Source organism: Aeromonas sp. 1HA1 (assembly GCF_029237385.1).
Taxonomy (GTDB): domain Bacteria; phylum Pseudomonadota; class Gammaproteobacteria; order Enterobacterales; family Aeromonadaceae; genus Aeromonas; species Aeromonas popoffii.
Map to the genome: position 1 here is coordinate 93123 of NZ_JAACGC010000004.1, position 25125 is coordinate 118247.

Genomic DNA, 25125 nt, shown 5'->3' on the forward strand with positions numbered 1-25125 from the left:
GACACGCAGATGAAACTCACCCCTCACGCCTCCTTGTTGACGTTCAACACCCTCGCCCTCGATGCCCATTGCCTCTGGCTGGCCGAGGTGGAACAGGTCGATGACCTGCGGCAGCTCGTGGTCAACCCAGAACTGAGCAGCCTGCCCCGCCTGGTGCTGGGTGGCGGCAGCAATGTGCTGTTTTGCAATGATTTTGCCGGTCTGGTGGTGCTTAACCGTTTGAAGGGCATTCAGCTGCAGGATGAGGGCGAGCACTGGCTGCTGCACGTGGCCGCCGGGGAGGGGTGGCATCAGCTGGTGTGCCACGCCTTGCAACAGGGCTGGTACGGCCTGGAGAATCTGGCGCTTATCCCGGGGACGGTCGGCGCCGCGCCTGTGCAGAACATAGGTGCCTACGGAGTCGAGCTGGCCAGCGTCTGTGCCTATGTCGAGGCGTTCAACTGGCAAAGTGGCCAGCTGGAGCGCATCAATGCTGTCGACTGCCATTTTGGCTATCGCGACAGCATCTTCAAGCATGCCTGTCAGAATTCCCATTTCATCACAGCCGTCGGTTTGCGCCTGCCCAAAGCCTGGACGCCTGTGCTGGGTTACGGGCCGCTGGCGGCGCTCGGGGACGCGCCCACCGCGCAGGCCATCTTCGATACCGTCTGCGCTACCCGCAGTGCCAAGCTGCCGGACCCCGCCGTACTTGGCAATGCGGGCAGCTTCTTCAAGAACCCCGTGGTAACGACGGCGCTGGCCGACATGCTCAAGCAGCAATATCCGCATATGCCCTGCTACCCGGCCGGGGAAGGGGGGGCCAAGCTGGCCGCGGGCTGGCTGATCGATCAGTGCGGTCTCAAGGGCTTTGCCATCGGCCGCGCCGCGGTCCATCAGGAGCAGGCGCTGGTGTTGGTCAATCTGGGGGGAGCCAGTGCCATGGAGCTCATTGCCCTGGCGGCCCATGTGCGCGACAGCGTGGAGCAGAAATTCGGGGTAGTGTTGGAGCACGAGGTGCGCTTCATGGGCCTGACCGGTGAGACTTGGCTCGATGAGGTGCTGGCATGACACTGACTCCCATCAGACAGACACTGATCACCTTGCTCAGCGATGGCCAGTTTCATTCCGGCGAGCAGCTCGGCGAGCAGCTCGGTATCAGTCGTGCGGCTGTGAGCAAGCACATGGCCGCCCTCAAGGAGCTTGGGCTGGATCTGTTCAGTCTGACTGGCAAGGGCTATCGACTGGCGGTGCCCATGGCGCTGTACGATCAGGTGCAGTTGCAGGCGCTGGCCCCCATGGCGCCGGTGCACTGCTTCCCGGTGATCGACTCTACCAACCAGTACCTGCTGGAGCGGGTCAACCAGCTGCAGTCCGGCGAGAGCTGTCTGGCCGAGTGCCAGACTGCGGGGCGCGGTCGCCGTGGCAAGCCCTGGGTCTCCCCTTTTGGTTGTCAACTGATCCTGAGCATGTACTGGCGGCTCGAACAGGGCATGGCGGCGGCCATGGGCCTGAGTCTGGCGGTCGGGGTGGCTGTGGTGCAGGCGCTGGAGTCTCTGGGGTATCCGGGGGTAGAACTGAAGTGGCCGAACGATCTCTATTATCAGGGGCGCAAGCTGGCAGGCATTTTGGTGGAGATGAGTGGTAGTGCTGGTGCCAGCTGCAACCTGGTGATCGGGGTTGGCCTCAATCTGGCGATGCCGGCCCGGGAGGGCGAACGGATCGATCAGGCCTGGTCCGAGCTGCGCCATATACAGCCGGAACTGGTGGATCGCAATCTGCTGGCTGCCCGCATGCTCGAGCACCTGCAACAGGCCATGCTGACCTTCGAGCAGAGCGGTCTGGCCAGTTTTGTCGACAACTGGAACCGGCTCGATCACTTCGCCGGTCGGCCGGTGCGCCTCCTGATGGGGGAGCAGGAGATCCCCGGGGTAGCTCGCGGTATCGACGATCGCGGTGCCCTGCGACTGGAGACGGGCGAGGGGATAAGATTCTATCTGGGGGGAGAGATATCCCTGCGACGGGGTGACTGATATCTCTGTGTGTCAGAGACACCAATGGAAGAGGGGGCCTGTGGGCCCCCTCTTCGTTTATGTACTGTATGCATCGACCATCACTTGCGCAGCTTGATCTGCTCAATGGCGTGCTCGTGGCCCTTGGTCAGGATCAAGTTGGCCCGTTCCCGTGTCGGCAGGATATTTTCCTGTAAATTCAGATAGTTGATATCTTGCCAGATGGTGTTGGCAATCTTGCTGGCTTCGCTCTCCGCCAGTTTGGCGTAGTGATGGAAGTAGGAGTCCGGATCCGAGAAGGCGCCGCTGCGGAACTTGAGGAAACGCTCGACATACCAGGTGCGCAGCAACTCGGCTTCGGCATCCACATAAATGGAGAAATCGACAAAATCTGACACGAAGACGCGATGGGGTTCCTGCGGGTAATCCATGCCGCTTTGCAGCACATTGAGCCCTTCCAGGATCAATATGTCAGGTTGCTCCACCACCTTCTTCTCATCGGGAATGATGTCATAGATGAGGTGGGAGTAGACGGGCGCCTCGACCTTCTCGTGGCCGGCCCGGATATTGGCGACAAACTCCACCAGATGGCGGATGTCATAGGATTCCGGAAAGCCTTTGCGACGCATCAGGCCGCGCTCTTCCAGCACCTTGTTGGGATAGAGGAAGCCATCCGTGGTGACCAGTTCCACCCTGGGGTGTTCGGGCCAGCGCTCCAGCAGGGCCTGCATGATGCGGGCCGTGGTGCTCTTTCCTCCCGCCACACTGCCGGCGATGCTGATGATGTAGGTGCCCTTGCCGCGGGACTGGCCGAGGAACTGTTCCAGCACCCGACTGCGGCGCTGCTTGGCCTTGACGTAGAGATTGAGCAGGCGGGAGAGGGGCAGATAGATCTCCTCGACCTCCTGCAATGACACCTTCTCATTGATCCCGCGCAGGGTCTGCAGATCGTGTTCGGTCAGGGTCAGGGGGACAGCATCGCGCAATAACGCCCATTGTTCGCGGGTGAATTGCAGATAGGGGTTATGCTCGGTCGTCATGGTGTCATCACTGTTTCTTGGGCAGGGCGACCATACACCAAGGGGTGGGGAGCGACAAGAGACGTGGCGGATTCGAGCAGAGAGTGAGTCCTTTTTTGCATGCTTCCCGGCAATAATACACATTTTGCAAGGCGCAATAGTTGCATCCCCAAAATCCTTACAATAAAATGCGCGACGCTTGGATGTCTGTCGCCTATTTGCCCGGCAAAAGCGACAAAACAACGGGTGCAAGCAGAATAACCGTTGTGGCATTTATGCATCGGAGGGGTTCCCGAGCGGCCAAAGGGATCAGACTGTAAATCTGACGGCTCTGCCTTCGAAGGTTCGAATCCTTCTCCCTCCACCATATTTCTCTGCGGTTTGAGTTCTTTGGGTGAGAGAAATGCGGGCATCGTATAATGGCTATTACCTCAGCCTTCCAAGCTGATGATGCGGGTTCGATTCCCGCTGCCCGCTCCAAGATGCTGATATGGCTCAGGCGATACCAAGAGTCACACCTCAGGGTGAGTTCGGCAATCGAACCTGGCTGTCAGCACCAACCTCTCTTCCCCACCAGATTCAAATCCATCATATAAACTGTTCTGTGGTTAGCTTGCCACCGCGTACTCAGCGTTAGTTTAGAGGGACGATCATGTCTAAAGAAAAATTTGAGCGTAATAAACCGCACGTTAACGTGGGTACCATCGGCCACGTTGACCACGGTAAAACCACCCTGACCGCCGCCATCACCAACGTGCTGGCCAAGCACTTCGGTGGTAAAGCTTTCGCCTTCGACCAGATCGACAAGGCACCGGAAGAGCGCGAGCGTGGTATCACCATCAACACCTCCCACGTAGAATACGACACCGCTACCCGTCACTACGCCCACGTAGATTGCCCGGGTCACGCTGACTACGTTAAAAACATGATCACCGGTGCTGCTCAGATGGACGGCGCGATCCTGGTAGTTGCTGCGACCGACGGCCCGATGCCGCAAACTCGTGAGCACATCCTGCTGGGTCGCCAGGTTGGTATCCCATACATGATCGTGTTCATGAACAAGTGCGACATGGTAGATGACGAAGAGCTGCTCGAACTGGTCGAGATGGAAGTGCGTGAACTGCTGACCGAGTACGACTTCCCGGGTGATGACCTGCCGGTAGTACGCGGTTCCGCGCTGAAAGCGCTGGAAGGCGACGCTGCATGGGAAGAGAAGATCATCGAGCTGGCTGGCCACCTGGATACCTACATCCCGGAGCCGGAGCGCGCAATTGACCTGCCGTTCCTGATGCCTATCGAAGACGTATTCTCTATCGCTGGCCGTGGTACCGTAGTAACCGGTCGTGTAGAGCGCGGTATCGTTAAAGTCGGTGAGACCGTAGAAATCGTTGGTATCAAAGATACCGTTTCTACCACCTGTACCGGTGTTGAAATGTTCCGCAAACTGCTGGACGAAGGTCGTGCAGGCGAGAACATCGGCGCGCTGCTGCGTGGCGTGAAGCGTGAAGACGTAGAGCGTGGTCAGGTACTGGCCAAGCCGGGCTCAATCAAGCCGCACACCAAGTTCGAATCTGAAGTGTACGTACTGTCCAAAGAAGAAGGTGGTCGTCATACCCCGTTCTTCAAAGGCTACCGTCCGCAGTTCTACTTCCGTACAACTGACGTGACCGGAACCATCGAACTGCCGGAAGGCGTAGAGATGGTAATGCCAGGCGACAACATCAAAATGGTTGTTACCCTGATTGCGCCGATCGCAATGGACGACGGCCTGCGTTTCGCTATCCGTGAAGGTGGCCGTACCGTAGGTGCCGGTGTTGTAGCCAGCGTGATTGCTTAATCTTTGGCTTACATAAATAAAGCAAAGCCCCTATAATAGGGGCTTTCTTGTGTAGGGGCGTAGTTCGAATTGGTAGAACAGCGGTCTCCAAAACCGATGGTTGCGGGTTCGAGTCCTGCCGCCCCTGCCACATACCTCGTCTCGTACGGGGCTTTTGTGTCTTTGGTTACGTCAGATACAGGTGGGTTGTATGAGTGTTAGTTCTGAGAGCCAGGGCGGAAGCAAGGATACCCTGCTTTGGGGCCTGGTTTTCATCATCCTGGTCGCAGCAGTTGGTGGAAACTGGTGGGTCGGTAAGCATTTCAATGATGTTAACGTTGCCTTGCGTGCTTTAGGCGTATTGGCTGCTATCGCAGGCGCTGGAATACTTGCAATACGCACTACTAAAGGTAAAGCCACAGTGGCATTTGCCCGTGAGTCTCGCCTGGAAGTCCGCAAGGTCGTATGGCCGACCCGTCAGGAAGCCATTCAGACAACCCTGATTGTGCTGGCGGTGACTGCCGTGATGGGACTGTTGCTGTTCATGCTGGACGGCGCCTTGGTCTGGTTGGTCAACCTGATTACCGGTGTGTAAGGATAAGCCATGACTGAACAACGTGAACAACGTATGAGATGGTATGTCGTGCAGGCATTCTCCGGCTACGAAGGTCGGGTTGCCAAATCTTTGCGCGAACATATCAAGATGCATGGCATGGAAGACATGTTCGGTGAAGTGCTGGTCCCGACTGAAGAAGTGGTCGAGATGCGTGCTGGCCAAAAGCGCAAGAGTGAGCGCAAGTTTTTCCCAGGCTACGTCCTGGTTCAGATGCTCATGGATGAAACCACATGGCACTTGGTGCGTAACGTACCGCGTGTGATGGGTTTCATCGGTGGCACCTCTGATCGTCCTGCTCCTATCTCTGATAAAGAAGCGGATGCCATCCTCAATCGTCTGCAAGATGCCCACGACAAGCCGCGTCCGAAAACCCTGTTTGAACCGGGTGAAATGGTGCGGGTTGCCGACGGTCCGTTCGCCGACTTTAACGGTACCGTTGAAGAGGTGGACTACGAGAAGAGCCGCGTGAAGGTCTCTGTTTTGATCTTCGGTCGCTCAACGCCGGTAGAACTGGATTTTGGTCAGGTCGAAAAGGGCTGATTAAACTCTGTACGTTAACGGTTGTCAGGGGCAGCGAATGTCACTATAATTCGCTGCCCCTTTATTAGTTGGGGAGCCGTTTGCAGGAGCATGTCTCCGAGGCGCTAGAACCCATTTCTGAGGTATTTTTCTAATGGCTAAGAAAGTCACAGCTTATATCAAGCTGCAAGTTAAGGCTGGCAGTGCTAACCCCAGCCCTCCCGTTGGTCCTGCTCTGGGTCAGCACGGTGTAAACATCATGGAATTCTGTAAGGCGTTTAACGCTCGTACAGAGAAGCTGGAAAAAGGTTCACCGACTCCGGTCGTGATCACCGTTTACAGTGACCGTTCCTTCACCTTCGAAACCAAGACTCCGCCTGCTGCCTTCCTGCTGAAGAAAGCTGCCGGGATCCAGTCTGGTTCGGCCAAGCCGAACAAAGACAAGGTTGGTAAGGTGACTGTTGCCCAGCTGCAAGAAATCGCCAAGACCAAAGAGCCGGATATGACCGGTGCCGATCTGGATGCAAAAGTACGTTGCATCGCAGGCTCCGCTCGTTCCATGGGCCTGGTAGTGGAGGATTAAGACAATGGCAAAACTTTCCAAGCGTATGCGCGTTATTCGCGAAAAAGTTGACGGTACCAAAGAGTATTCCATCAACGAAGCCATTGCCCTGCTGAAAGAACTGGCTACCGCCAAGTTCGTTGAAAGCGTTGACGTTGCTGTCAATCTGGGTATCGATGCTCGTAAATCTGACCAAAACGTTCGTGGTGCTACTGTACTGCCGCACGGTACTGGTCGTGATGTACGTGTTGCCGTATTCACCCAGGGTGCCAACGCCGAAGCCGCCAAAGCTGCCGGTGCTGAACTGGTTGGTATGGATGACCTGGCCGATCTGGTCAAGAAAGGCGAGATGAACTTCGACGTCGTGATCGCATCCCCGGATGCCATGCGTGTTGTTGGTCAACTGGGTCAAATCCTGGGCCCGCGTGGCCTGATGCCGAACCCGAAAGTCGGTACTGTAACTCCTAACGTTGCTGAAGCTGTGAAGAATGCCAAAGCGGGTCAGGTTCGTTACCGTAATGACAAGAATGGTATCATCCATACCACTCTGGGTAAGGTTTCTTTCGACGAAGTTCAGCTGAAAGAAAACTTGGAATCACTGCTGATTGCCCTGAAAAAGGCTAAGCCGTCTTCCGCCAAAGGTATCTTCATCAAGAAAGTCAGCATCTCCACCACCATGGGTGCAGGTGTTGCCGTAGACCAAGCTTCTCTGGAAGCTCAGGGCTAATTGATGAGTTTTACAAGGCACAAAATTTAATCTATAATTTTGCGCCTTGATTGGTTGGGGGCTTCGACCTCCGTCCAAGACCGCAGGAGGCTGTAAAGCCTTAATCCTTCCTGCGTAGACGGTGCCGGAAACCCAGCGAGAAAGATTCTTTCTCTTCTGGAATCCTGCTACCGCATCGTTCCCCTCTGTTGTTAAGGTAGGGGGGATGTGTCAGTACTGAGTCATGAGACTCAGATTCAATCCAGGAGTTAAGCCAATGGCATTGGGACTCGAAGACAAAAAGGCAATTGTTGCTGAAGTCAACGAAGCTGCCAAAGGCGCCCTGTCCGCAGTTGTAGCCGATTCTCGCGGCGTGACTGTAGACAAGATGACCGTCCTGCGTAAAACCGCTCGTGAAGCTGGTGTGTACATGCGCGTTGTGCGTAATACCCTGCTGCGTCGTGCGGTTGAAGGTACCGAATTCGCGTGCCTGAACGACGTATTGACTGGTCCTACCTTGATTGCTTTCTCCAACGAACACCCGGGCGCTGCCGCTCGTCTGTTCAAAGAGTTTGCCAAAGCGAACCAAAAGTTCGAAATCAAGGCCGGCGCTTTTAACGGTGAGTTTATCGCCGCAGCACAAATTGATCGTCTGGCCACGCTGCCGACCTACGACGAAGCAATTGCGAAGTTGATGGCGACTATGAAAGAAGCCTCTGCTGGCAAGCTGGTTCGTACCATCGCTGCTGTGCGTGATCAGAAACAAGCTGCTGCTTGATTCTCGCCTATTTAGGCTGTTTGAGTTTATTCAACATCAGGAATTTTTGTCATGTCTATCACTAAAGACCAAATCATCGAAGCCGTTGCTTCCATGTCCGTAATGGAAGTTGTTGAGCTGATCGAAGCTATGGAAGAGAAGTTCGGCGTTTCTGCCGCTGTTGCTGTTGCTGCCGGTCCGGCTGCTGAAGCAGTAGAAGAGAAAACCGAGTTCGACGTAGTTCTGACTGCTGCTGGCGCCAACAAAGTTGCCGTCATCAAGGCCGTTCGTGCCGCTACCGGTCTGGGCCTGAAAGAAGCCAAGGACCTGGTAGAAGCCGCTCCTGCCAACCTGAAAGAAGCCGTCTCCAAAGACGAAGCTGAAACTCTGAAGAAGCAGCTTGAAGAAGCTGGTGCTTCTGTTGAGATCAAATAATCTGCATTTATGTAGATTAGCCTGATAAAACAGGCTAGGGCTGGTGAATATTTGTTCACCAGCCTTTTTGCGCTGTAGACTGAGAGCATTTCACACCGTTTACGACTCTCGGTGCACCAGCAATCCGGACCGTTTCATCGTCCGGGCCAACACAAAACGGTGTTGAGACAGAGCTGTCCTGCGGGACAGAGTGGGTCACTTATCAGCGAGCTGAGGAACCCTATGGTTTACTCTTATACCGAAAAAAAACGCATTCGTAAGGACTTCGGTAAGCGAGACCAGGTACTGGACACGCCTTATCTGTTGTCCATTCAGCTGGACTCCTTCAAGCAGTTCATCGAGGCTGACCCGGAAGGTGAATACGGCCTAGAGGCCGCTTTCCGTAGCGTTTTCCCGATCACCAGTTACTCCGGTAGTGCTGAGCTTCAGTATGTCAGCTATCGCCTGGGTGAGCCGGTATTTGACGTAAAAGAATGCCAGATCCGTGGAGTGACCTACTCCGCGCCGCTGCGTGTCAAGCTTCGTATGGTTCTATACGATCGTGAAGCAGCTGCCGGCACCGTCAAAGACATCAAGGAACAAGAAGTATACATGGGCGAAATTCCGCTCATGACCGAGAACGGCACCTTTGTTATCAATGGTACCGAGCGGGTAATCGTCTCCCAGCTGCACCGTAGCCCGGGCGTCTTCTTTGACCACGATAAAGGCAAAACCCATTCATCCGGTAAGGTGCTGTATAACGCCCGCGTTATCCCCTACCGTGGCTCCTGGCTGGACTTCGAGTTCGATGCGAAAGACAACCTGTTTGTCCGTATCGACCGTCGTCGTAAATTGCCAGCTTCCATTATTCTGCGCGCCCTGGACTTCAGTTCCGAAGAAATCTTGGCCAACTTCTTCGAGACCATAGGTTTCGAAGTGAAAGATGGCAAGTTGATGATGGATCTGGTGCCCGAGCGTCTGCGTGGTGAAACTGCGACCTTTGACATCGTGGCCAATGGCGCCGTGGTGGTTGAGACCGGTCGTCGTGTGACTGCGCGTCACATCCGTCAGTTGGAAAAGGATGCCGTTACCCAGATTGAGGTACCGGTTGAGTATGTTGTTGGCAAAGTTGCTGCCAAGAACTACGCACATCCGCAAACTGGCGAAATGGTAGTGACTGCCAACCAGGCATTGAGCCTGGAAGCGGTTGCCAACCTTTCCCAAGCCGGCTTCAAGCACTTCGAGGTTCTGTTCACCAACGAACTGGATCACGGTGCCTACATGTCCGAGACCCTGCGTATCGACTCCAGCTCCAGCCGTTTGGAAGCACTGGTCGAAATATATCGCATGATGCGTCCGGGCGAGCCGCCTACCCGTGAAGCGGCAGAACAGCTGTTCGAGAACCTGTTCTTCTCTTCCGAGCGTTACGACCTGTCTACCGTAGGTCGGATGAAGTTCAACCGCCGTTTGTCCCGTGAAGACGAGACCGGTGCTGGCACTCTGACCAAAGACGACATCGTCGAAGTCATGAAGCGCCTGATCGACATCCGTAACGGCAATGACGAAGTGGACGATATCGACCACTTGGGTAACCGTCGTATCCGTTCTGTCGGTGAAATGGCTGAAAACCAGTTCCGTGTCGGTCTGGTGCGTGTCGAGCGTGCGGTCAAGGAGCGTCTCTCCCTGGGTGACCTAGACACCCTGATGCCGCAGGATCTGATCAATGCCAAGCCGATCTCCGCCGCAGTCAAAGAGTTCTTTGGTTCCAGCCAGCTGTCTCAGTTCATGGACCAAAACAACCCGCTGTCCGAAGTGACCCACAAGCGCCGTATCTCTGCGCTGGGCCCGGGCGGACTGACGCGTGAGCGTGCCGGTTTTGAAGTTCGAGATGTGCACCCGACTCACTACGGTCGTCTGTGCCCTATCGAGACTCCTGAAGGTCCGAACATCGGTCTGATCAACTCTCTGTCCGTGTACTCTCGTACCAACGAGTATGGTTTCCTCGAGACACCGTACCGTAAAGTCATTGATGGTGTGATCACCGACGAAGTGGACTATCTGTCTGCTATTGAAGAAGGCAAGTACGTGATCGCACAGGCTAACGCCGCGACCACCGAAGATGGCCGTCTGAAAGATGAATTGATCCCGTGCCGCCACAAAGGTGAATCCACCTTTATGAACGCCGACCAGATCCAGTATATGGACGTGAGCCCGCAGCAGATCGTATCTGTGGCAGCTGCTCTTATCCCGTTCCTGGAACACGATGATGCTAACCGAGCCCTGATGGGTTCGAACATGCAACGTCAGGCCGTACCGACTCTGCGTGCTGACAAGCCGCTGGTAGGTACCGGTATGGAACGCGCCGTGGCCGTGGACTCCGGTGTAACCGTAGTGGCCAAGCGTGGCGGCATGATCGACTACGTCGATGCCTCCCGTATCGTTATCAAGGTCAACGAAGATGAGCTGATGCCAGGCGAAGCCGGCATCGACATCTACAGCCTGACCAAGTACACCCGCTCCAACCAGAACACCTGTATCAACCAGCGTCCTTGCGTGATGTTGGGTGAGCCGGTCATGGCCGGTGACGTGGTTGCTGACGGTCCGTCTACCGATTTGGGCGAACTGGCGCTGGGCCAAAACCTGCGCGTCGCGTTCATGCCGTGGAACGGTTACAACTTCGAAGACTCGATTCTGGTGAATGAGCGTGTTGTTCAGGAAGATCGCCTGACCACCATCCATATCCAGGAACTGGCCTGTATCTCCCGTGACACCAAGCTGGGTCCGGAAGAGATCACTGCCGACATCCCGAACGTGGGTGAAGCCGCACTGTCCAAGCTGGACGAGTCCGGTATCGTCTACGTGGGTGCCGAAGTGAAGGGCGGCGACATTCTGGTCGGCAAGGTAACACCGAAAGGTGAAACCCAGCTGACGCCGGAAGAGAAGCTGCTGCGCGCCATCTTCGGTGAGAAGGCCTCCGATGTGAAGGACTCCTCCCTGCGTGTGCCGAACGGTGTGTACGGTACCGTGGTTGACGTGCAAGTCTTTACCCGCGATGGCGTGGAAAAAGACAAGCGCGCCAAAGAAATCGAAGAGATGCAGCTCAAGGAAGCGAAGAAGGACTTGACCGAAGAGTTCAAGATCCTGGAAGACGGCATTTTCGGCCGCTCCCGCAACCTGCTACTGGCCGCCGGTTACAGCGAAGATCGTCTGAACAAGCTGGATCGTACCAAGTGGTTTGAATTGGCCATCGAAGATGAAGCCAAGCAGATCGAGCTGGAACAGATCGCCGAACAGCACATCGAGCTGAAAGCCGACTTCGACAAGAAGTTCGAGAACAAGCGTCGCAAGATTATCCAGGGTGATGATCTGGCGCCGGGCGTACTGAAAATCGTCAAGGTTTACCTGGCAGTCAAGCGTCGCATCCAACCGGGTGACAAGATGGCGGGCCGTCACGGTAACAAGGGTGTTATCTCCAAGATCTGCCCGGTCGAGGATATGCCTCATGACGAGTACGGCCGTCCGGTCGATATCGTACTGAACCCCTTGGGCGTACCGTCCCGTATGAACATTGGTCAGATCCTCGAAGTACACCTGGGCCTCGCGGCCAAGGGTATCGGCGAGAAGATCGACCGCATGATCAAAGAACAGCGCGCGCTGCACGAGATGCGTGGCTTCCTGCAACAGGTCTATGACCTGGGCGAGAAAGACACCAAGCAAGTGGACATCGCCGAGCTATCTGACGACGACGTACGTACCCTGGTGGGTAACCTGCGCAAGGGTCTGCCGGTCGCTACACCTGTCTTTGATGGTGCCAAAGAGCACGAAATCAAGGCCTTGCTGAAGCTGGCCGATCTGCCGGAATCCGGTCAGATCTCCCTGTTCGACGGTCGTACCGGTAACGCCTTCGAGCGTAAGGTCACCGTGGGTTACATGTACATGCTGAAGCTGAACCACTTGGTAGACGACAAGATGCATGCGCGTTCTACCGGCTCTTACAGCCTGGTTACCCAGCAGCCGCTGGGTGGTAAGGCGCAGTTCGGTGGTCAGCGTTTCGGTGAGATGGAAGTGTGGGCCCTGGAGGCTTACGGTGCGGCATATACCCTGCAGGAAATGCTGACCGTCAAGTCTGACGATGTGAATGGCCGTACCAAGATGTACAAAAACATCGTGGATGGCGACCACCGTATGGAGCCGGGCATGCCCGAATCCTTCAACGTACTGTTGAAGGAAATCCGCTCTCTGGGTATCAACATCGAGCTGGACGAAGAGTAAGAGCTCGCTCTTATTGTTCGAGAATTGACGTGGGCGCCCCGCTGCTTTGGCAGCAGGGCGCCGAGGTTAGACTCCTGACAGGGGAAACACGTGAAAGACTTACTCAAGTTTTTGAAGGCTCAGACCAAGACCGAAGAGTTTGACAGTATCAAGATCGGTCTGGCCTCTCCTGACATGATCCGCTCCTGGTCATTCGGTGAGGTCAAAAAGCCTGAGACCATCAACTACCGGACTTTCAAGCCGGAACGTGATGGTCTGTTCTGCGCCCGTATCTTCGGACCGGTGAAGGACTACGAGTGTCTGTGCGGCAAGTACAAGCGCCTGAAACACCGTGGTGTGATCTGTGAGAAGTGTGGCGTAGAAGTGACCCAGACCAAGGTCCGTCGCGAGCGTATGGGCCACATTGAGCTGGCCAGCCCGACTGCCCACATCTGGTTCCTGAAGTCCCTGCCGTCCCGTATCGGTCTGCTGCTGGACATGACCCTGCGTGACATCGAGCGCGTGCTGTATTTCGAATCCTATGTAGTGATCGAACCCGGCATGACCAACCTCGAGCGCAGCCAGATGCTGTCCGAAGAGAACTATCTGGACGCACTGGAAGAGTGGGGCGACGAATTTGACGCCAAGATGGGTGCCGAAGCAATCCTTGCATTGCTGCGTGCCATCGATCTGGAAGGCGAAGTCAAGACCATGCGTGAGGAGCTGGATCAGACCAACTCCGAAACCAAGCGCAAGAAGACCACCAAGCGCCTGAAGCTGATGGAAGCCTTCCTGCAGTCCGGCAACAAGCCGGAGTGGATGATCATGACAGTGCTGCCTGTGCTGCCGCCGGACCTGCGTCCGCTGGTACCGCTGGACGGTGGCCGTTTCGCGACTTCCGATCTGAACGATCTGTACCGTCGCGTGATCAACCGTAACAACCGTTTGAAGCGCCTGCTGGACCTGGCTGCCCCGGATATCATAGTGCGCAACGAAAAGCGCATGCTGCAAGAGTCCGTGGATGCCCTGCTGGACAACGGCCGTCGTGGCCGTGCCATCACAGGTTCCAACAAGCGTCCGCTGAAATCCTTGGCCGATATGATCAAGGGTAAGCAAGGCCGTTTCCGTCAAAACCTGCTGGGTAAGCGCGTCGACTACTCTGGTCGTTCCGTTATCACTGTAGGCCCGACGCTGCGTCTGCATCAGTGCGGTCTGCCGAAGAAGATGGCGCTGGAACTGTTCAAGCCGTTCATCTATGGCAAGCTGGAGTCCCGCGGTCTGGCGACCACGATCAAGGCCGCCAAGAAGATGGTGGAGCGTGAAGAAGCTGTCGTTTGGGACATCCTGGACGAAGTGATCCGCGAACACCCGGTCCTGCTGAACCGTGCACCGACCCTGCACCGTCTGGGTATCCAGGCGTTTGAACCGACCCTGATCGAAGGCAAGGCCATCCAGCTGCACCCGCTCGTCTGTGCTGCCTATAACGCGGACTTCGATGGTGACCAGATGGCGGTCCACGTACCGCTGACCCTGGAAGCCCAGCTGGAAGCGCGCGCCCTGATGATGTCTACCAACAACATCCTGTCGCCTGCCTCCGGTGAGCCGATTATCGTTCCTTCCCAGGACGTGGTCTTGGGTCTGTACTACATGACCCGTGCCCGTATCAACGCCAAGGGCGAAGGTATGGTGCTGGCTGGCCCGAAAGAAGCCGAGAAGGTATATCGCGCCGGTCTGGCCGATCTGCACGCTCGCGTCAAAGTGCGCATCACCGAATATCTCCGTCAGGAAGATGATTCGCTGGTAGAGCGTACCGAGATGAAAAACACCACAGTTGGTCGTGCGATCCTGAGCCTGATCCTGCCGAAAGGCATGGAATACGCCCTGATCGATGAGCCCAAGGTGCTGACTGCTGCAGAGCAGGCTGATCTGGATGCCAATCCGCAGAACTGGATCAAGTCCGTATCCAACAAGGCGTTGGGCAAAAAGCTCATCTCCCGACTGCTGAACACCTGCTATCGCAAGCAGGGCCTGAAGGACACCGTTATCTTCGCTGACCAGCTGATGTATACCGGTTTCCATTATGCGGCCCTGTCTGGTGCTTCAGTTGGTATCGATGACATGGTCATCCCGGATGCCAAGAAAGACATCATTGCCGCAGCAGAGGCCGAAGTTGCCGAGATCCAGGACCAGTTCCTGTCCGGTTTGGTGACCGCTGGCGAACGCTATAACAAGGTTATCGATATCTGGGCCAGCGCCAACGAGCGCGTCTCCAAGGCCATGATGGAGAACTTGTCCAAAGAGCGTGATATCAACTCTCTGGGTGAAGAAGAAGAGCAGGCGTCGTTCAACAGCATCTTCATGATGGCCGACTCTGGTGCGCGGGGTTCCGCCGCCCAGATCCGTCAGCTGGCCGGTATGCGTGGCCTGATGGCGAAGCCGGATGGCTCCATCATCGAGACGCCTATCGTGGCTAACTTCCGCGAAGGTCTGAACGTACTGCAGTACTTTATCTCCACTCACGGTGCCCGTAAGGGTCTGGCGGATACCGCACTGAAGACGGCTAACTCCGGTTACCTGACTCGTCGTCTGGTTGACGTGGCGCAGGACATGGTGATCACCGAGGACGATTGCGGCACTATCGAAGGTCTGTGGATGACTCCGCTGATCGAAGGTGGTGACGTGGTCGAGCCGCTGCGTGAGCGTGTGCTGGGCCGTGTGGTCGCTGATGACGTGATCAAGCCGGGTACCGAGGACGAGATCCTGGTAGCGCGCAACACCCTGCTCGATGAGCAGCTGTGTGACCTGCTGGAGCAAAACTCTGTTGACCGCGTGAAGGTGCGTTCTGCCATCACCTGTGAAACTGACTTTGGTAACTGTGCTCACTGCTACGGCCGTGATCTGGCCCGTGGTCACCTGGTGAACAAGGGTGAGGCTGTCGGTGTTATTGCCGCCCAGTCCATCGGTGAACCGGGTACCCAGCTGACGATGCGTACTTTCCACATCGGTGGTGCCGCATCCCGAGCCGCTGCCGAGAACAGCATCCAGGTGAAGAATACCGGTACCATCAAGCTGCAGAACGCCAAGTTCGTTCACAACAGTGATGACAAACTGGTTATCACCTCCCGTTCTACCGAACTGACCATCATGGATGACATGGGCCGTACCAAGGAAAGCCACAAGCTGCCTTACGGTGCCGTGTTGGAAGTGAAGGACGGCCAGGCCGTGAGCGCCGGTGACACTGTCGCTAACTGGGATCCGCACACCCACCCGATCATCACCGAAGTGGCGGGTCGCCTCCAGTTCGAACACATGATCGATGGCGTGACCATCACTCGTCAGACCGACGAGCTGACCGGTCTCTCTTCTATCGTCGTACTGGATGTCAACGAGCGTCCGAGTGCCGGTAAAGAGATGCGTCCGACCGTTAAACTGGTCGACCTGAACGGCAAAGATGTCATGATCCCCGGTACCGATGTCGCCGCCCAGTACTTCCTGCCGGGCAAGGCAATCGTGAACCTGGAAGATGGTGCCAACGTGGGTGTGGGTGACGCGGTAGCGCGTATCCCGCAAGAGTCCAGCGGTACCAAGGATATCACCGGTGGTCTGCCGCGCGTTGCGGATCTGTTCGAAGCACGTCAACCGAAGGAACCTGCCATCCTGGCGGAAATCTCCGGTACCATCTCCTTCGGGAAAGAGACCAAGGGCAAACGCCGTCTGGTCATCACCCCGACCGATGGTGGCGACGTCTACGAGGAGATGATTCCGAAGTGGCGTAACCTGAACGTGTTCGAAGGTGAAAAAGTTGAGAAGGGTGAAGTGCTGGCGGACGGTCCTGAGTCTGCTCATGACATCCTGCGTCTGCGCGGTATCAGCCCGGTCGCCAACTACATCGCCAACGAAGTGCAGGACGTTTACCGTCTGCAAGGCGTTAAGATCAACGACAAGCACATCGAAGTCATCGTTCGTCAGATGCTGCGCAAGTGCGAGATCCTGAGCGCTGGCGACACCGATCTGATCGAAGGCGAGCAGGTTGAAGTGGCGCGTGTGAAGATTGCCAACCGTAAGCTGGTTGCAGAGGGCAAGGCCCCGGCTACCTTCCGTCATATTCTGATGGGTATTACCAAGGCATCTCTGAGCACAGAGTCCTTCATCTCCGCGGCTTCTTTCCAGGAAACCACCCGTGTTCTGACCGAAGCGGCCGTTGGCGGCAAGCGTGATGAACTGCGTGGCCTGAAAGAGAACGTGATCGTGGGTCGTCTGATCCCGGCTGGTACCGGCTTTGCCTACCACCATAGCCGGATCAACCAGCGTGCCGCCGCAGCTCGTGCTGTCGGCGTACCGCAGGTGACTGCCGATGAAGCTCAGCAAAACCTGGCGGATCTGCTCAACGCATCCGGCAGTTTTGACGAAGAGTAATCTTCTGCTGCAGTGATTGAAAAGGGCTCCTTCAAGGAGCCCTTTTTGTTGGTCGCTTTCTCACCAACCCCAGTAGCCACGTGGATATTCGGATGATCCAGAGCAAGGTTGGGGAGTAAAAAATCAAAAAAAGTTGACATTGCCCCCTCGCAATTGAAAACTCGTGAAAGTTGAATGGTTATTACAGGGGTAGAACATGACTGTCGGTATCGAGGAAGTACTGCTTCCCGAAGAGCAGCTGAGCGGTCGCACTTTTACAGATGAAGACAGGGAATTGTTGCACTCCTATGGAGGGCTTATCGAAGGCTTGGCCGAACTGTTCGGCAAGCACTGTGAAGTGGTTCTTCACTCCCTGGAAAATCTGCATGAGTCCGTGATCAAGATTGCCAACGGGTTCAATACGGGACGGAATGAGGGGGCACCCATTACCGATCTCGCGCTGCGTATGCTCAAGGACATAGAGAATACCGGCCAGGATTACACCCAGAGTTATTTTGCCCGCAGCCGTACCGGCGCCCTGATGAAGTCGAGTACCATCGCCATCAGGAACAGTGACAAGCAGGTGATCGGTCTTATCTGTATCAACCTGCACATCAATGCGCCTTTTCACGAGTTTGTCGCCGAATTCTTCCCGACGCCCCAGCAAGTGGAGCGCCAGTCGCCGGAGACCTTTGCCAACAGCGTCGAAGAGCTGGTCGCTCAGACGGTGGACAACACCATCGACGAGATCAACCGCGATCCGACGGTTGCCAACAATGCGAAAAACAGGTTTATCGTGACCCAGCTGTTCGAGAAGGGCATATTTGATATCAAGGACTCGATCAACCTGGTCGCCGACAAATTGAATATTTCCAAACATACCGTTTATCTGTACATCCGACAGCGCAAGCAGGGTGAAGACGAGAACGAGTAAGCGCCATAGAAGGGGATAGATAAGAATGGCTAAAGAAGTGATTGCAACCGACAAGGCGCCTGCCGCAATTGGTCCGTATGTTCAGGCTACCAAGCTGGGCGAATTGGTCTTCACCTCCGGGCAGATCCCGCTCGATCCGGCCACCATGGAGATAGTGGCTGGCGGCATCGAAGCTCAGGCCGAGCAGGTGATGAAGAACTTGGTTGCAGTATTGAAGGAAGCGGGTGCCGATACCGGCAAGGTGCTGAAGACCACCTGTTTCCTCAGCGACATGAACAACTTTGTTGCTTTTAACCAGGTATATGCCCGTTACTTTGGTGACTCGGCCCCGGCCCGCTCCTGCGTGGAGGTGGCGCGTCTGCCCAAGGATGTGCTGGTTGAAGTCGAAGCCATTGCTTACGTCTGATCCACGGCTGAATGAAGAGCCCCTCCCAGGAGGGGCTTTTTTGTCTTTGGCGTAGAATGGGCATACACCTGTACAGGAGTCCGGATATGAGTCTGAGTTTTGCCTTGCTGGTAACGGGGCCCGCTTATGGCACCCAGTCGGCCAGCACAGCTTACCGCTTCGCCTTGAGCCTCCTCGAGCAAGGCCACCGGCTGTCACATCTGTTTTTCTATCAGGACGGGGTTTGCAATGGTAACGGGTTGCATGCCCCGGCATCTGATGAGACCGACCTGGTGGCCCTGTGGCGCGAGCTGGCCATAGGGCAGGGGATCCGTATCGATGTGTGCGTTGCCGCCGCCATGCGGCGCGGTGTGCTCGATGAGACAGAGGCGAAGGGAGCAGGCAAGGATCAATTCAACCTGCAGGCCCCCTTCTGCCTGAGCGGGCTGGGCCAGCTGGCCGAAGCCAGCCTGACCGCCGATCGCTTTGTCCAGTTTTAGGGGGAGAGATGAACAAGATAGCCTTTATGTGTCGTCGCGGCCCTCATGGCACGTCCGCCGGACGGGAAGGACTGGATGCCTTGCTGGCGACCTCGGCACTGACCGAGTCGTTGGCTCTGTTCCTCGTCGGTGACGGTGTCTTGCAACTGGTCAGGGAGCAACAGCCTCAAACCATCTTGCAGCGCCACTATGCACCGACTTTCAAGCTACTGGAGCTGTACGACATCGAGGAGGTCTATGTGTGTGCCGACTCACTGACCGAACGCGGTCTGACGGTGGATGACCTGCTGATCCCCGTCGAGTGCCTCTCTCGTGCCGACATCCGCCACCAGTGGGACCACTGCACGACTCACATCTGTTTCTGAGGTGATCATGATACAGCTGATATTGACCTCTCCCTTCTTGAGCCGGGATCTGGAACAGGCGCTCTGCTATCGCCAGCCGGATGATCTGCTGGTACTAATGCAGGATGCTGTTATCGCTGCCACGGTTCCGCAATGGGGTGAGCGACTGGCGGGTATTCCGCTCTATGTGATGCGAGAAGACTTGCAGGCAAGGGGATTGCAGCACAGGATCGGGATGGATCTGGATATGGCCGGCCTGGTCGCATTGATCGCGGAGAACGGGTCACCGCAGACCTGGGGTGGCTAGCATCCATTTTTATCGATGAAGTTCAGTTAGTTATGACTATTGACAGGGGAAGCATTGTGCCCTTTTGCGGCACAGATTGTATAAATCTTGACTCCCTTGACAACAGGGCATAAAATTTCGCGTCCCCGTATCTGCGGGGAGGATTTTTCACATGTTTATGAAGTCATTATCAGGAGCCTTTTGATGGCAACTATTAACCAGTTGGTTCGCAAGCCACGCATCAAGCTCGTTGTGAAAAGCAACGTGCCTGCGCTGGAAGCGTGCCCTCAGAAGCGTGGCGTGTGCACCCGTGTATACACCACCACCCCGAAGAAGCCTAACTCTGCACTGCGTAAAGTATGCCGTGTACGTCTGACCAACGGCTTCGAAGTCACCTCCTATATCGGTGGTGAAGGTCACAACCTGCAAGAGCACTCCGTGGTGCTGATCCGTGGCGGTCGTGTCAAGGATTTGCCAGGTGTTCGTTACCACACCGTTCGTGGTGCGTTGGACTGTGCCGGTGTTAAAGACCGTAAGCAGGCTCGCTCCAAGTATGGCGTGAAGCGTCCGAAAGCTTAATGGTTCTCCGTTAAGTAAGGCCAAACGTTAATTCGTTTCTAGTTAGATAACTTTCTAGTTTTGGGTAACCCCTGAAGTTACGGAGAATTTGAAATGCCAAGACGTCGTGTTGTTGGTCAGCGTAAAATCCTGCCGGATCCCAAGTTCGGATCAGAGCTGCTGGCTAAATTTGTCAACGTAGTAATGGTTGACGGTAAGAAATCTGTTTCCGAAGCCATCGTATATGGCGCGCTGGACATCATTGCCACCAAATCTGGCAAAGATCACCTGGCCGTATTCGAAGAAGCCCTGGACAACATTCGTCCGGCCGTCGAGGTTAAATCTCGTCGTGTCGGTGGTGCAACCTATCAGGTGCCGGTAGAAGTTCGTCCGGTCCGTCGCAATGCCCTGGCAATGCGCTGGTTGGTTGACGCCGCTCGTAAACGTGGTGAAAAATCAATGGCTCAGCGTTTGGCTGGCGAGCTGCTGGATGCCGCTGACAATAAGGGTTCGTCTGTCAAGAAACGTGAAGACGTTCACCGTATGGCTGAAGCGAACAAAGCCTTCGCTCACTTCCGCTGGTAATCCGCTTGCGCAGGGTCTCTTGGCTCTGCGCACCTTCAGTTATCTAGGGGTCCGCTCCTAGTAAGAGGATGACAATGGCTCGTACAACCCCCATTGAGCGTTATCGTAATATCGGTATCTCCGCTCACATTGACGCCGGTAAGACTACTACTACCGAGCGCGTTCTGTTTTACACCGGTGTAAGTCACAAGATCGGTGAAGTTCACGATGGCGCCGCCACCATGGACTGGATGGAACAGGAACAAGAGCGTGGTATCACCATCACCTCCGCCGCGACCACCGCTTTCTGGTCTGGCATGGGTAAACAGTTCCAACCGCACCGTATCAACATCATCGATACCCCCGGCCACGTTGACTTTACTATCGAAGTAGAGCGTTCAATGCGTGTTCTGGACGGCGCCGTGATGGTGTACTGTGCCGTAGGTGGCGTACAGCCACAGTCTGAGACCGTATGGCGCCAGGCTAACAAGTACAAGGTTCCCCGTATCGCGTTCGTCAACAAGATGGACCGTACCGGTGCCAACTATCTGCGCTGCGTTGAGCACATCAAGACCCGCCTGAAAGGTAACCCGGTTCCGCTGCAACTGAACATCGGTGCAGAAGAGAACTTCAAGGGCGTTATCGATCTGGTCAAGATGAAAGCCATCAACTGGAGCGAAGCTGATCAGGGCGTATCCTTCGATTACGAAGAGATCCCGGCCGAGCTGCTGGAACAGGCGCAAGAAATGCGCATGACCCTGGTCGAAGCCGCTGCTGAAGCGTCTGAAGATCTGATGGAAAAATACCTGGGTGGTGAAGAACTGACTGAAGAAGAGATCAAGAAAGCTCTTCGTCTGCGCGTTCTGAACAACGAAATCATCCTGGTTACCTGTGGCTCCGCGTTCAAGAACAAGGGCGTACAGGCCATGCTGGATGCCGTGGTTGACTATCTGCCGGCACCGACCGACGTAGCTGCCATCGACGGCCTGAAGCTGGACGGCGTCACCAAAGACGAGCGCCATGCTTCTGATGAAGAGCCGTTTGCTGCTCTGGCATTCAAGATTGCCACCGACCCGTTCGTGGGCAACCTGACCTTCTTCCGCGTGTACTCCGGCGTAGTTAACTCCGGTGACTCAGTGCTGAACTCTGTCAAAGAGAAGCGCGAGCGTTTTGGCCGTATCGTTCAGATGCACGCCAACAAGCGTGAAGAGATCAAAGAAGTTCGCGCAGGCGATATCGCTGCTGCCATCGGTCTGAAAGATGTGACCACTGGTGACACCCTGTGTGACGAAAAATCACCGATCATCCTCGAGCGTATGGAATTCCCGGAGCCGGTAATCTCCATCGCGGTTGAGCCGAAAACCAAGGCTGACCAAGAGAAGATGGGTCTGGCACTCGGCCGTCTGGCGCAGGAAGATCCGTCTTTCCGCGTATGGACTGACGAAGAATCTGGCCAAACCATCATCGCCGGTATGGGTGAGCTGCACCTGGACATCATCGTTGACCGTATGCGTCGCGAGTTCAAGGTTGAAGCGAACGTAGGTAAGCCGCAGGTTGCCTACCGTGAAACCATTCGTGAAACCGTCAAGGATATCGAAGGCAAGCACGCCAAGCAGTCTGGTGGTCGTGGTCAGTATGGTCACGTCATCATCGACATGTACCCGCTGGAAGCCGGCAAAGCCTATGAGTTCGTTAACGACATCAAAGGCGGCGTGATTCCTGGTGAATACATCCCGGGTGTTGACAAGGGTATCCGTGAGCAGCTGAAATCCGGCCCGCTGGCAGGTTATCCGGTAATGGATCTGGGTGTGCGTCTGCACTACGGTTCTTACCATGATGTCGACTCCTCCGAACTGGCGTTCAAAATCGCTGCTTCCATGGCCTTCAAGTCTGGTTACATGAAAGCCAATCCGGTACTGCTCGAGCCGATCATGAAGGTCGAAGTCGAGACTCCGGAAGATTACATGGGCGACGTTATCGGTGACCTGAACCGTCGTCGTGGCCTGATCGAAGGTATGGAAGACGGCCCGTCCGGCAAGATCGTACGTGCCCTGGTGCCGCTGGCCGAGATGTTCGGTTATGCGACCGCACTGCGTTCCGCTACCCAAGGTCGTGCTTCCTACGCAATGGAATTCGCTAAGTACTCCGACGCCCCGAACAACGTGGCTCAGGCAGTCATCGAAGAGCGCAAATCCAAGTAATTTATGATTCCCCGCCTACGACGGTAGGCGGGTTTAACCTAGAAGGACTACGTCGTGTCTAAAGAAAAATTTGAGCGTAATAAACCGCACGTAAACGTCGGCACCATCGGCCACGTTGACCACGGTAAAACCACCCTGACCGCCGCCATCACCAACGTGCTGGCCAAGCACTTCGGTGGTAAAGCTTTCGCCTTCGACCAGATCGACAAGGCACCGGAAGAGCGTGAGCGTGGTATCACCATCAACACCTCCCACGTAGAATACGACACCGCTACCCGTCACTACGCCCACGTAGATTGCCCGGGTCACGCCGACTACGTTAAAAACATGATCACCGGTGCTGCCCAGATGGACGGCGCGATCCTGGTAGTTGCTGCGACCGACGGCCCGATGCCGCAAACTCGTGAGCACATCCTGCTGGGTCGCCAGGTTGGTATCCCGTACATGATCGTGTTCATGAACAAGTGCGACATGGTAGATGACGAAGAGCTGCTCGAACTGGTCGAGATGGAAGTTCGTGAACTGCTGACCGAGTATGACTTCCCGGGTGATGACCTGCCGGTAGTACGCGGTTCCGCGCTGAAAGCGCTGGAAGGCGACGCTGCATGGGAAGAGAAGATCATCGAGCTGGCTGGCCACCTGGATACCTACATCCCGGAGCCGGAGCGCGCGATCGACCTGCCGTTCCTGATGCCTATCGAAGACGTATTCTCTATCGCTGGCCGTGGTACCGTAGTTACCGGTCGTGTAGAGCGCGGTATCGTTAAAGTCGGTGAGACCGTAGAAATCGTTGGTATCAAAGATACCGTTTCTACCACCTGTACCGGTGTTGAAATGTTCCGTAAGCTGCTGGACGAAGGTCGTGCAGGCGAGAACATCGGCGCACTGCTGCGTGGCGTGAAGCGTGAAGACGTCGAGCGTGGTCAAGTACTGGCCAAGCCGGGCTCAATCAAGCCGCACACCAAGTTCGAATCTGAAGTGTACGTACTGTCCAAAGAAGAAGGTGGTCGTCATACCCCGTTCTTCAAAGGCTACCGTCCGCAGTTCTACTTCCGCACTACCGACGTGACCGGTACCATCGAACTGCCGGAAGGCGTAGAGATGGTAATGCCGGGCGACAACATCAAAATGGTTGTTACCCTGATTGCCCCGATCGCAATGGACGACGGTCTGCGTTTCGCTATCCGTGAAGGTGGCCGTACCGTAGGTGCCGGTGTTGTAGCTAGCGTAATCGCTTAATCGATTCGTTATATACAAACATGAAAAGGGGTGGCTTCGGCCGCCCCTTTTTCTTTTTGGGTCTTGTGCCCTATGAGATACTTTGCAAAATCATTTATTGAGGTAGTCCCCAGTGAGCAAGCCCGCCATTTTTCTGGACCGTGACGGTGTTATCAACGAAGACACCGGTTATGTCAGTCAGGTAGACGACTTCCATTTCCTGCCTGGTGTTATCGAAGCCATGCAGCTGCTGAAGAAGAAAGGCTATCTGTTGATCGTCGTCACTAACCAGTCTGGTATCGCCCGCGACTATTTTAGTGAGGACGACTTCATGAACCTGACTGAATGGATGGACTGGTCACTGGCTGATCGGGATGTGGATCTCGATGGTATCTATTTCTGTCCACATCACCCGGATCACAGCGCCCCTTGCGACTGTCGCAAACCTGAACCAGGTATGCTGCTGTTGGCGCAACAGGAGCTGGGCATCGACATGAGTCGATCCTACATGGTGGGCGACAAACCTTCTGACCTGAAAGCGGCAGCCAGTGCCAAGGTGGGTCATAAAGTCATGGTGCGTACTGGTAAACCGGTGACTGACGCCGGCATTGCTTTGGCGGATGCCATCTACGACAACCTGCACGATTTCGCCGTGTCAGTGCCTGTCGCGGGCTGATTTCGTTCGCTTAATACGCGCATTGATGGCTTTGTGAGCAAACGGTTGGTAAAAGCCATCTTTTTGCAATTATCAGCTTGCCAGAAAGAATCTGTTCCCTATAATGCGCCTCCATCGACAGGGCAAGCGGCAACGCAGTTAAGCCAGTCGGTGCCTCGAAAAGCCTTTGAAAATAAGGCTTGACTCGAGAAGGCGGTTGAGTAGAATTCCACTCCCGCAGCAACACACTGTTGCGTCGCTCTTTAACAATTTGAATCAAGCAATCTGTGTGGGCACTCACAGCATCGAACATCAAACAATTTTGTTGATTTTCAATGTCTGGTGAAGTGACCAAGACGATTTCTTAGCAATAAGAAGTCGAACAGTTTATTTCAGCAATTCATTGAGCCGCTGAAGTTCATTGCCTCGGTAATGAA

General features: G+C 55.4%; 22 protein-coding genes and 3 tRNA genes. 24 read left to right on the plus strand and 1 reads right to left on the minus strand.

The window, feature by feature from the left end:
• The first annotated feature begins 9 nt into the window (after window positions 1-9).
• Together murB and birA are read left to right on the plus strand one after the other, a co-directional pair.
• Window positions 10-1047, plus strand: coding sequence for a UDP-N-acetylmuramate dehydrogenase (gene murB / locus GWQ22_RS02460; protein WP_275929374.1), 1038 nt, complete (start codon window positions 10-12; stop codon window positions 1045-1047).
• Window positions 1044-2009 carry a bifunctional biotin--[acetyl-CoA-carboxylase] ligase/biotin operon repressor BirA gene (gene birA / locus GWQ22_RS02465; RefSeq protein ID WP_275929375.1) on the plus strand — a complete coding sequence of 322 codons (966 nt, stop codon included), beginning with the start codon at window positions 1044-1046 and terminating at the stop codon, window positions 2007-2009. The genes murB and birA overlap by 4 nt, the downstream gene beginning before the upstream one ends.
• A gap of 80 nt (window positions 2010-2089) precedes the next feature.
• On the opposite strand, the gene coaA is transcribed toward birA, so the two are convergent.
• Window positions 2090-3028, minus strand: coding sequence for a type I pantothenate kinase (gene coaA / locus GWQ22_RS02470; RefSeq protein WP_042036009.1), 939 nt, complete (start codon window positions 3026-3028; stop codon window positions 2090-2092).
• A gap of 261 nt (window positions 3029-3289) precedes the next feature.
• Between coaA and GWQ22_RS02475 the strand changes: the two genes are divergently transcribed.
• The 22 genes from GWQ22_RS02475 (at window position 3290) to gmhB (ending at window position 24709) form a co-directional block, all read left to right on the plus strand.
• Window positions 3290-3374: transfer RNA gene (locus tag GWQ22_RS02475), tRNA-Tyr, on the plus strand.
• Between the two features lie 38 nt (window positions 3375-3412).
• Window positions 3413-3487 (plus strand) — tRNA-Gly (locus GWQ22_RS02480).
• Between the two features lie 172 nt (window positions 3488-3659).
• A complete protein-coding gene (gene tuf, locus GWQ22_RS02485) occupies window positions 3660-4844 on the plus strand; it encodes an elongation factor Tu (protein WP_033135315.1) in 1185 nt (394 codons plus the stop codon).
• 53 nt (window positions 4845-4897) lie between these two features.
• A tRNA-Trp gene (locus tag GWQ22_RS02490) sits at window positions 4898-4974 on the plus strand.
• 60 nt (window positions 4975-5034) lie between these two features.
• Window positions 5035-5418, plus strand: coding sequence for a preprotein translocase subunit SecE (secE, locus tag GWQ22_RS02495; protein ID WP_042036010.1), 384 nt, complete (start codon window positions 5035-5037; stop codon window positions 5416-5418).
• 9 nt (window positions 5419-5427) lie between these two features.
• Window positions 5428-5979 carry a transcription termination/antitermination protein NusG gene (nusG, locus tag GWQ22_RS02500; protein WP_005318554.1) on the plus strand — a complete coding sequence of 184 codons (552 nt, stop codon included), beginning with the start codon at window positions 5428-5430 and terminating at the stop codon, window positions 5977-5979.
• A 133-nt stretch (window positions 5980-6112) separates the two neighbouring features.
• Window positions 6113-6541, plus strand: coding sequence for a 50S ribosomal protein L11 (rplK, locus tag GWQ22_RS02505; protein ID WP_005318556.1), 429 nt, complete (start codon window positions 6113-6115; stop codon window positions 6539-6541).
• A 4-nt stretch (window positions 6542-6545) separates the two neighbouring features.
• Window positions 6546-7247 carry a 50S ribosomal protein L1 gene (gene rplA, locus GWQ22_RS02510; protein WP_042036011.1) on the plus strand — a complete coding sequence of 234 codons (702 nt, stop codon included), beginning with the start codon at window positions 6546-6548 and terminating at the stop codon, window positions 7245-7247.
• A 256-nt stretch (window positions 7248-7503) separates the two neighbouring features.
• Window positions 7504-8004, plus strand: a complete 501-nt coding sequence (gene rplJ / locus GWQ22_RS02515) for a 50S ribosomal protein L10 (protein ID WP_005318563.1) — start codon at window positions 7504-7506, stop codon at window positions 8002-8004.
• 51 nt (window positions 8005-8055) lie between these two features.
• A complete protein-coding gene (rplL, locus tag GWQ22_RS02520; protein WP_042036012.1) occupies window positions 8056-8418 on the plus strand; it encodes a 50S ribosomal protein L7/L12 in 363 nt (120 codons plus the stop codon).
• Between the two features lie 222 nt (window positions 8419-8640).
• Complete coding sequence (gene rpoB, locus GWQ22_RS02525; protein ID WP_275929376.1) at window positions 8641-12669, plus strand: DNA-directed RNA polymerase subunit beta; 4029 nt, start codon at window positions 8641-8643, stop codon at window positions 12667-12669.
• Between the two features lie 90 nt (window positions 12670-12759).
• Complete coding sequence (gene rpoC, locus GWQ22_RS02530) at window positions 12760-17064, plus strand: DNA-directed RNA polymerase subunit beta' (RefSeq protein WP_108536018.1); 4305 nt, start codon at window positions 12760-12762, stop codon at window positions 17062-17064.
• Window positions 17065-17260: 196 nt separating this feature from the next.
• Entirely contained in the window at window positions 17261-17977 is a 717-nt protein-coding gene (locus GWQ22_RS02535; protein WP_042036015.1) for a transcriptional regulator, read from the plus strand.
• A gap of 25 nt (window positions 17978-18002) precedes the next feature.
• Window positions 18003-18383: a RidA family protein gene (locus GWQ22_RS02540; RefSeq protein WP_042036016.1), complete on the plus strand. Its 381-nt coding sequence runs from the start codon at window positions 18003-18005 to the stop codon at window positions 18381-18383.
• 86 nt (window positions 18384-18469) lie between these two features.
• A complete protein-coding gene (gene tusD / locus GWQ22_RS02545) occupies window positions 18470-18862 on the plus strand; it encodes a sulfurtransferase complex subunit TusD (protein WP_275929377.1) in 393 nt (130 codons plus the stop codon).
• 8 nt (window positions 18863-18870) lie between these two features.
• Window positions 18871-19227, plus strand: a complete 357-nt coding sequence (gene tusC / locus GWQ22_RS02550; protein WP_108536016.1) for a sulfurtransferase complex subunit TusC — start codon at window positions 18871-18873, stop codon at window positions 19225-19227.
• Between the two features lie 7 nt (window positions 19228-19234).
• Window positions 19235-19513 carry a sulfurtransferase complex subunit TusB gene (gene tusB, locus GWQ22_RS02555; protein WP_042036020.1) on the plus strand — a complete coding sequence of 93 codons (279 nt, stop codon included), beginning with the start codon at window positions 19235-19237 and terminating at the stop codon, window positions 19511-19513.
• 183 nt (window positions 19514-19696) lie between these two features.
• On the plus strand, window positions 19697-20071 hold the full coding sequence (rpsL, locus tag GWQ22_RS02560; protein ID WP_005306278.1) for a 30S ribosomal protein S12: 375 nt from the start codon (window positions 19697-19699) through the stop codon (window positions 20069-20071).
• Between the two features lie 93 nt (window positions 20072-20164).
• Window positions 20165-20635, plus strand: coding sequence for a 30S ribosomal protein S7 (gene rpsG / locus GWQ22_RS02565; protein WP_005318583.1), 471 nt, complete (start codon window positions 20165-20167; stop codon window positions 20633-20635).
• Window positions 20636-20709: 74 nt separating this feature from the next.
• The gene (gene fusA / locus GWQ22_RS02570; protein ID WP_042036022.1) at window positions 20710-22815 is read left to right on the plus strand and encodes an elongation factor G; all 2106 of its coding nucleotides are present in this window, start codon (window positions 20710-20712) and stop codon (window positions 22813-22815) included.
• 54 nt (window positions 22816-22869) lie between these two features.
• On the plus strand, window positions 22870-24054 hold the full coding sequence (gene tuf / locus GWQ22_RS02575; RefSeq protein WP_033135315.1) for an elongation factor Tu: 1185 nt from the start codon (window positions 22870-22872) through the stop codon (window positions 24052-24054).
• A gap of 112 nt (window positions 24055-24166) precedes the next feature.
• Complete coding sequence (gene gmhB / locus GWQ22_RS02580) at window positions 24167-24709, plus strand: D-glycero-beta-D-manno-heptose 1,7-bisphosphate 7-phosphatase (protein WP_275929378.1); 543 nt, start codon at window positions 24167-24169, stop codon at window positions 24707-24709.
• The last annotated feature ends 416 nt before the right edge of the window (window positions 24710-25125 follow it).

What these genes read in the sequence shown, in the direction of transcription:
- murB (WP_275929374.1), top strand. Translation starts at nt 10, where the DNA reads ATGAAACTCACCCCTCACGCCTCCTTGTTGACGTTCAACACCCTCGCC.
- GWQ22_RS02535 (WP_042036015.1), top strand. Translation starts at nt 17,261, where the DNA reads ATGACTGTCGGTATCGAGGAAGTACTGCTTCCCGAAGAGCAGCTGAGC.
- tuf (WP_033135315.1), top strand. Translation starts at nt 3,660, where the DNA reads ATGTCTAAAGAAAAATTTGAGCGTAATAAACCGCACGTTAACGTGGGT.
- GWQ22_RS02540 (WP_042036016.1), top strand. Translation starts at nt 18,003, where the DNA reads ATGGCTAAAGAAGTGATTGCAACCGACAAGGCGCCTGCCGCAATTGGT.
- tusD (WP_275929377.1), top strand. Translation starts at nt 18,470, where the DNA reads ATGAGTCTGAGTTTTGCCTTGCTGGTAACGGGGCCCGCTTATGGCACC.
- rplL (WP_042036012.1), top strand. Translation starts at nt 8,056, where the DNA reads ATGTCTATCACTAAAGACCAAATCATCGAAGCCGTTGCTTCCATGTCC.
- birA (WP_275929375.1), top strand. Translation starts at nt 1,044, where the DNA reads ATGACACTGACTCCCATCAGACAGACACTGATCACCTTGCTCAGCGAT.
- rplJ (WP_005318563.1), top strand. Translation starts at nt 7,504, where the DNA reads ATGGCATTGGGACTCGAAGACAAAAAGGCAATTGTTGCTGAAGTCAAC.
- fusA (WP_042036022.1), top strand. Translation starts at nt 20,710, where the DNA reads ATGGCTCGTACAACCCCCATTGAGCGTTATCGTAATATCGGTATCTCC.
- rpoB (WP_275929376.1), top strand. Translation starts at nt 8,641, where the DNA reads ATGGTTTACTCTTATACCGAAAAAAAACGCATTCGTAAGGACTTCGGT.
- tusB (WP_042036020.1), top strand. Translation starts at nt 19,235, where the DNA reads ATGATACAGCTGATATTGACCTCTCCCTTCTTGAGCCGGGATCTGGAA.
- rpsG (WP_005318583.1), top strand. Translation starts at nt 20,165, where the DNA reads ATGCCAAGACGTCGTGTTGTTGGTCAGCGTAAAATCCTGCCGGATCCC.
- nusG (WP_005318554.1), top strand. Translation starts at nt 5,428, where the DNA reads ATGACTGAACAACGTGAACAACGTATGAGATGGTATGTCGTGCAGGCA.
- tusC (WP_108536016.1), top strand. Translation starts at nt 18,871, where the DNA reads ATGAACAAGATAGCCTTTATGTGTCGTCGCGGCCCTCATGGCACGTCC.
- secE (WP_042036010.1), top strand. Translation starts at nt 5,035, where the DNA reads ATGAGTGTTAGTTCTGAGAGCCAGGGCGGAAGCAAGGATACCCTGCTT.
- rplK (WP_005318556.1), top strand. Translation starts at nt 6,113, where the DNA reads ATGGCTAAGAAAGTCACAGCTTATATCAAGCTGCAAGTTAAGGCTGGC.
- rplA (WP_042036011.1), top strand. Translation starts at nt 6,546, where the DNA reads ATGGCAAAACTTTCCAAGCGTATGCGCGTTATTCGCGAAAAAGTTGAC.
- coaA (WP_042036009.1), bottom strand. Translation starts at nt 3,028, where the DNA reads ATGACGACCGAGCATAACCCCTATCTGCAATTCACCCGCGAACAATGG.
- rpsL (WP_005306278.1), top strand. Translation starts at nt 19,697, where the DNA reads ATGGCAACTATTAACCAGTTGGTTCGCAAGCCACGCATCAAGCTCGTT.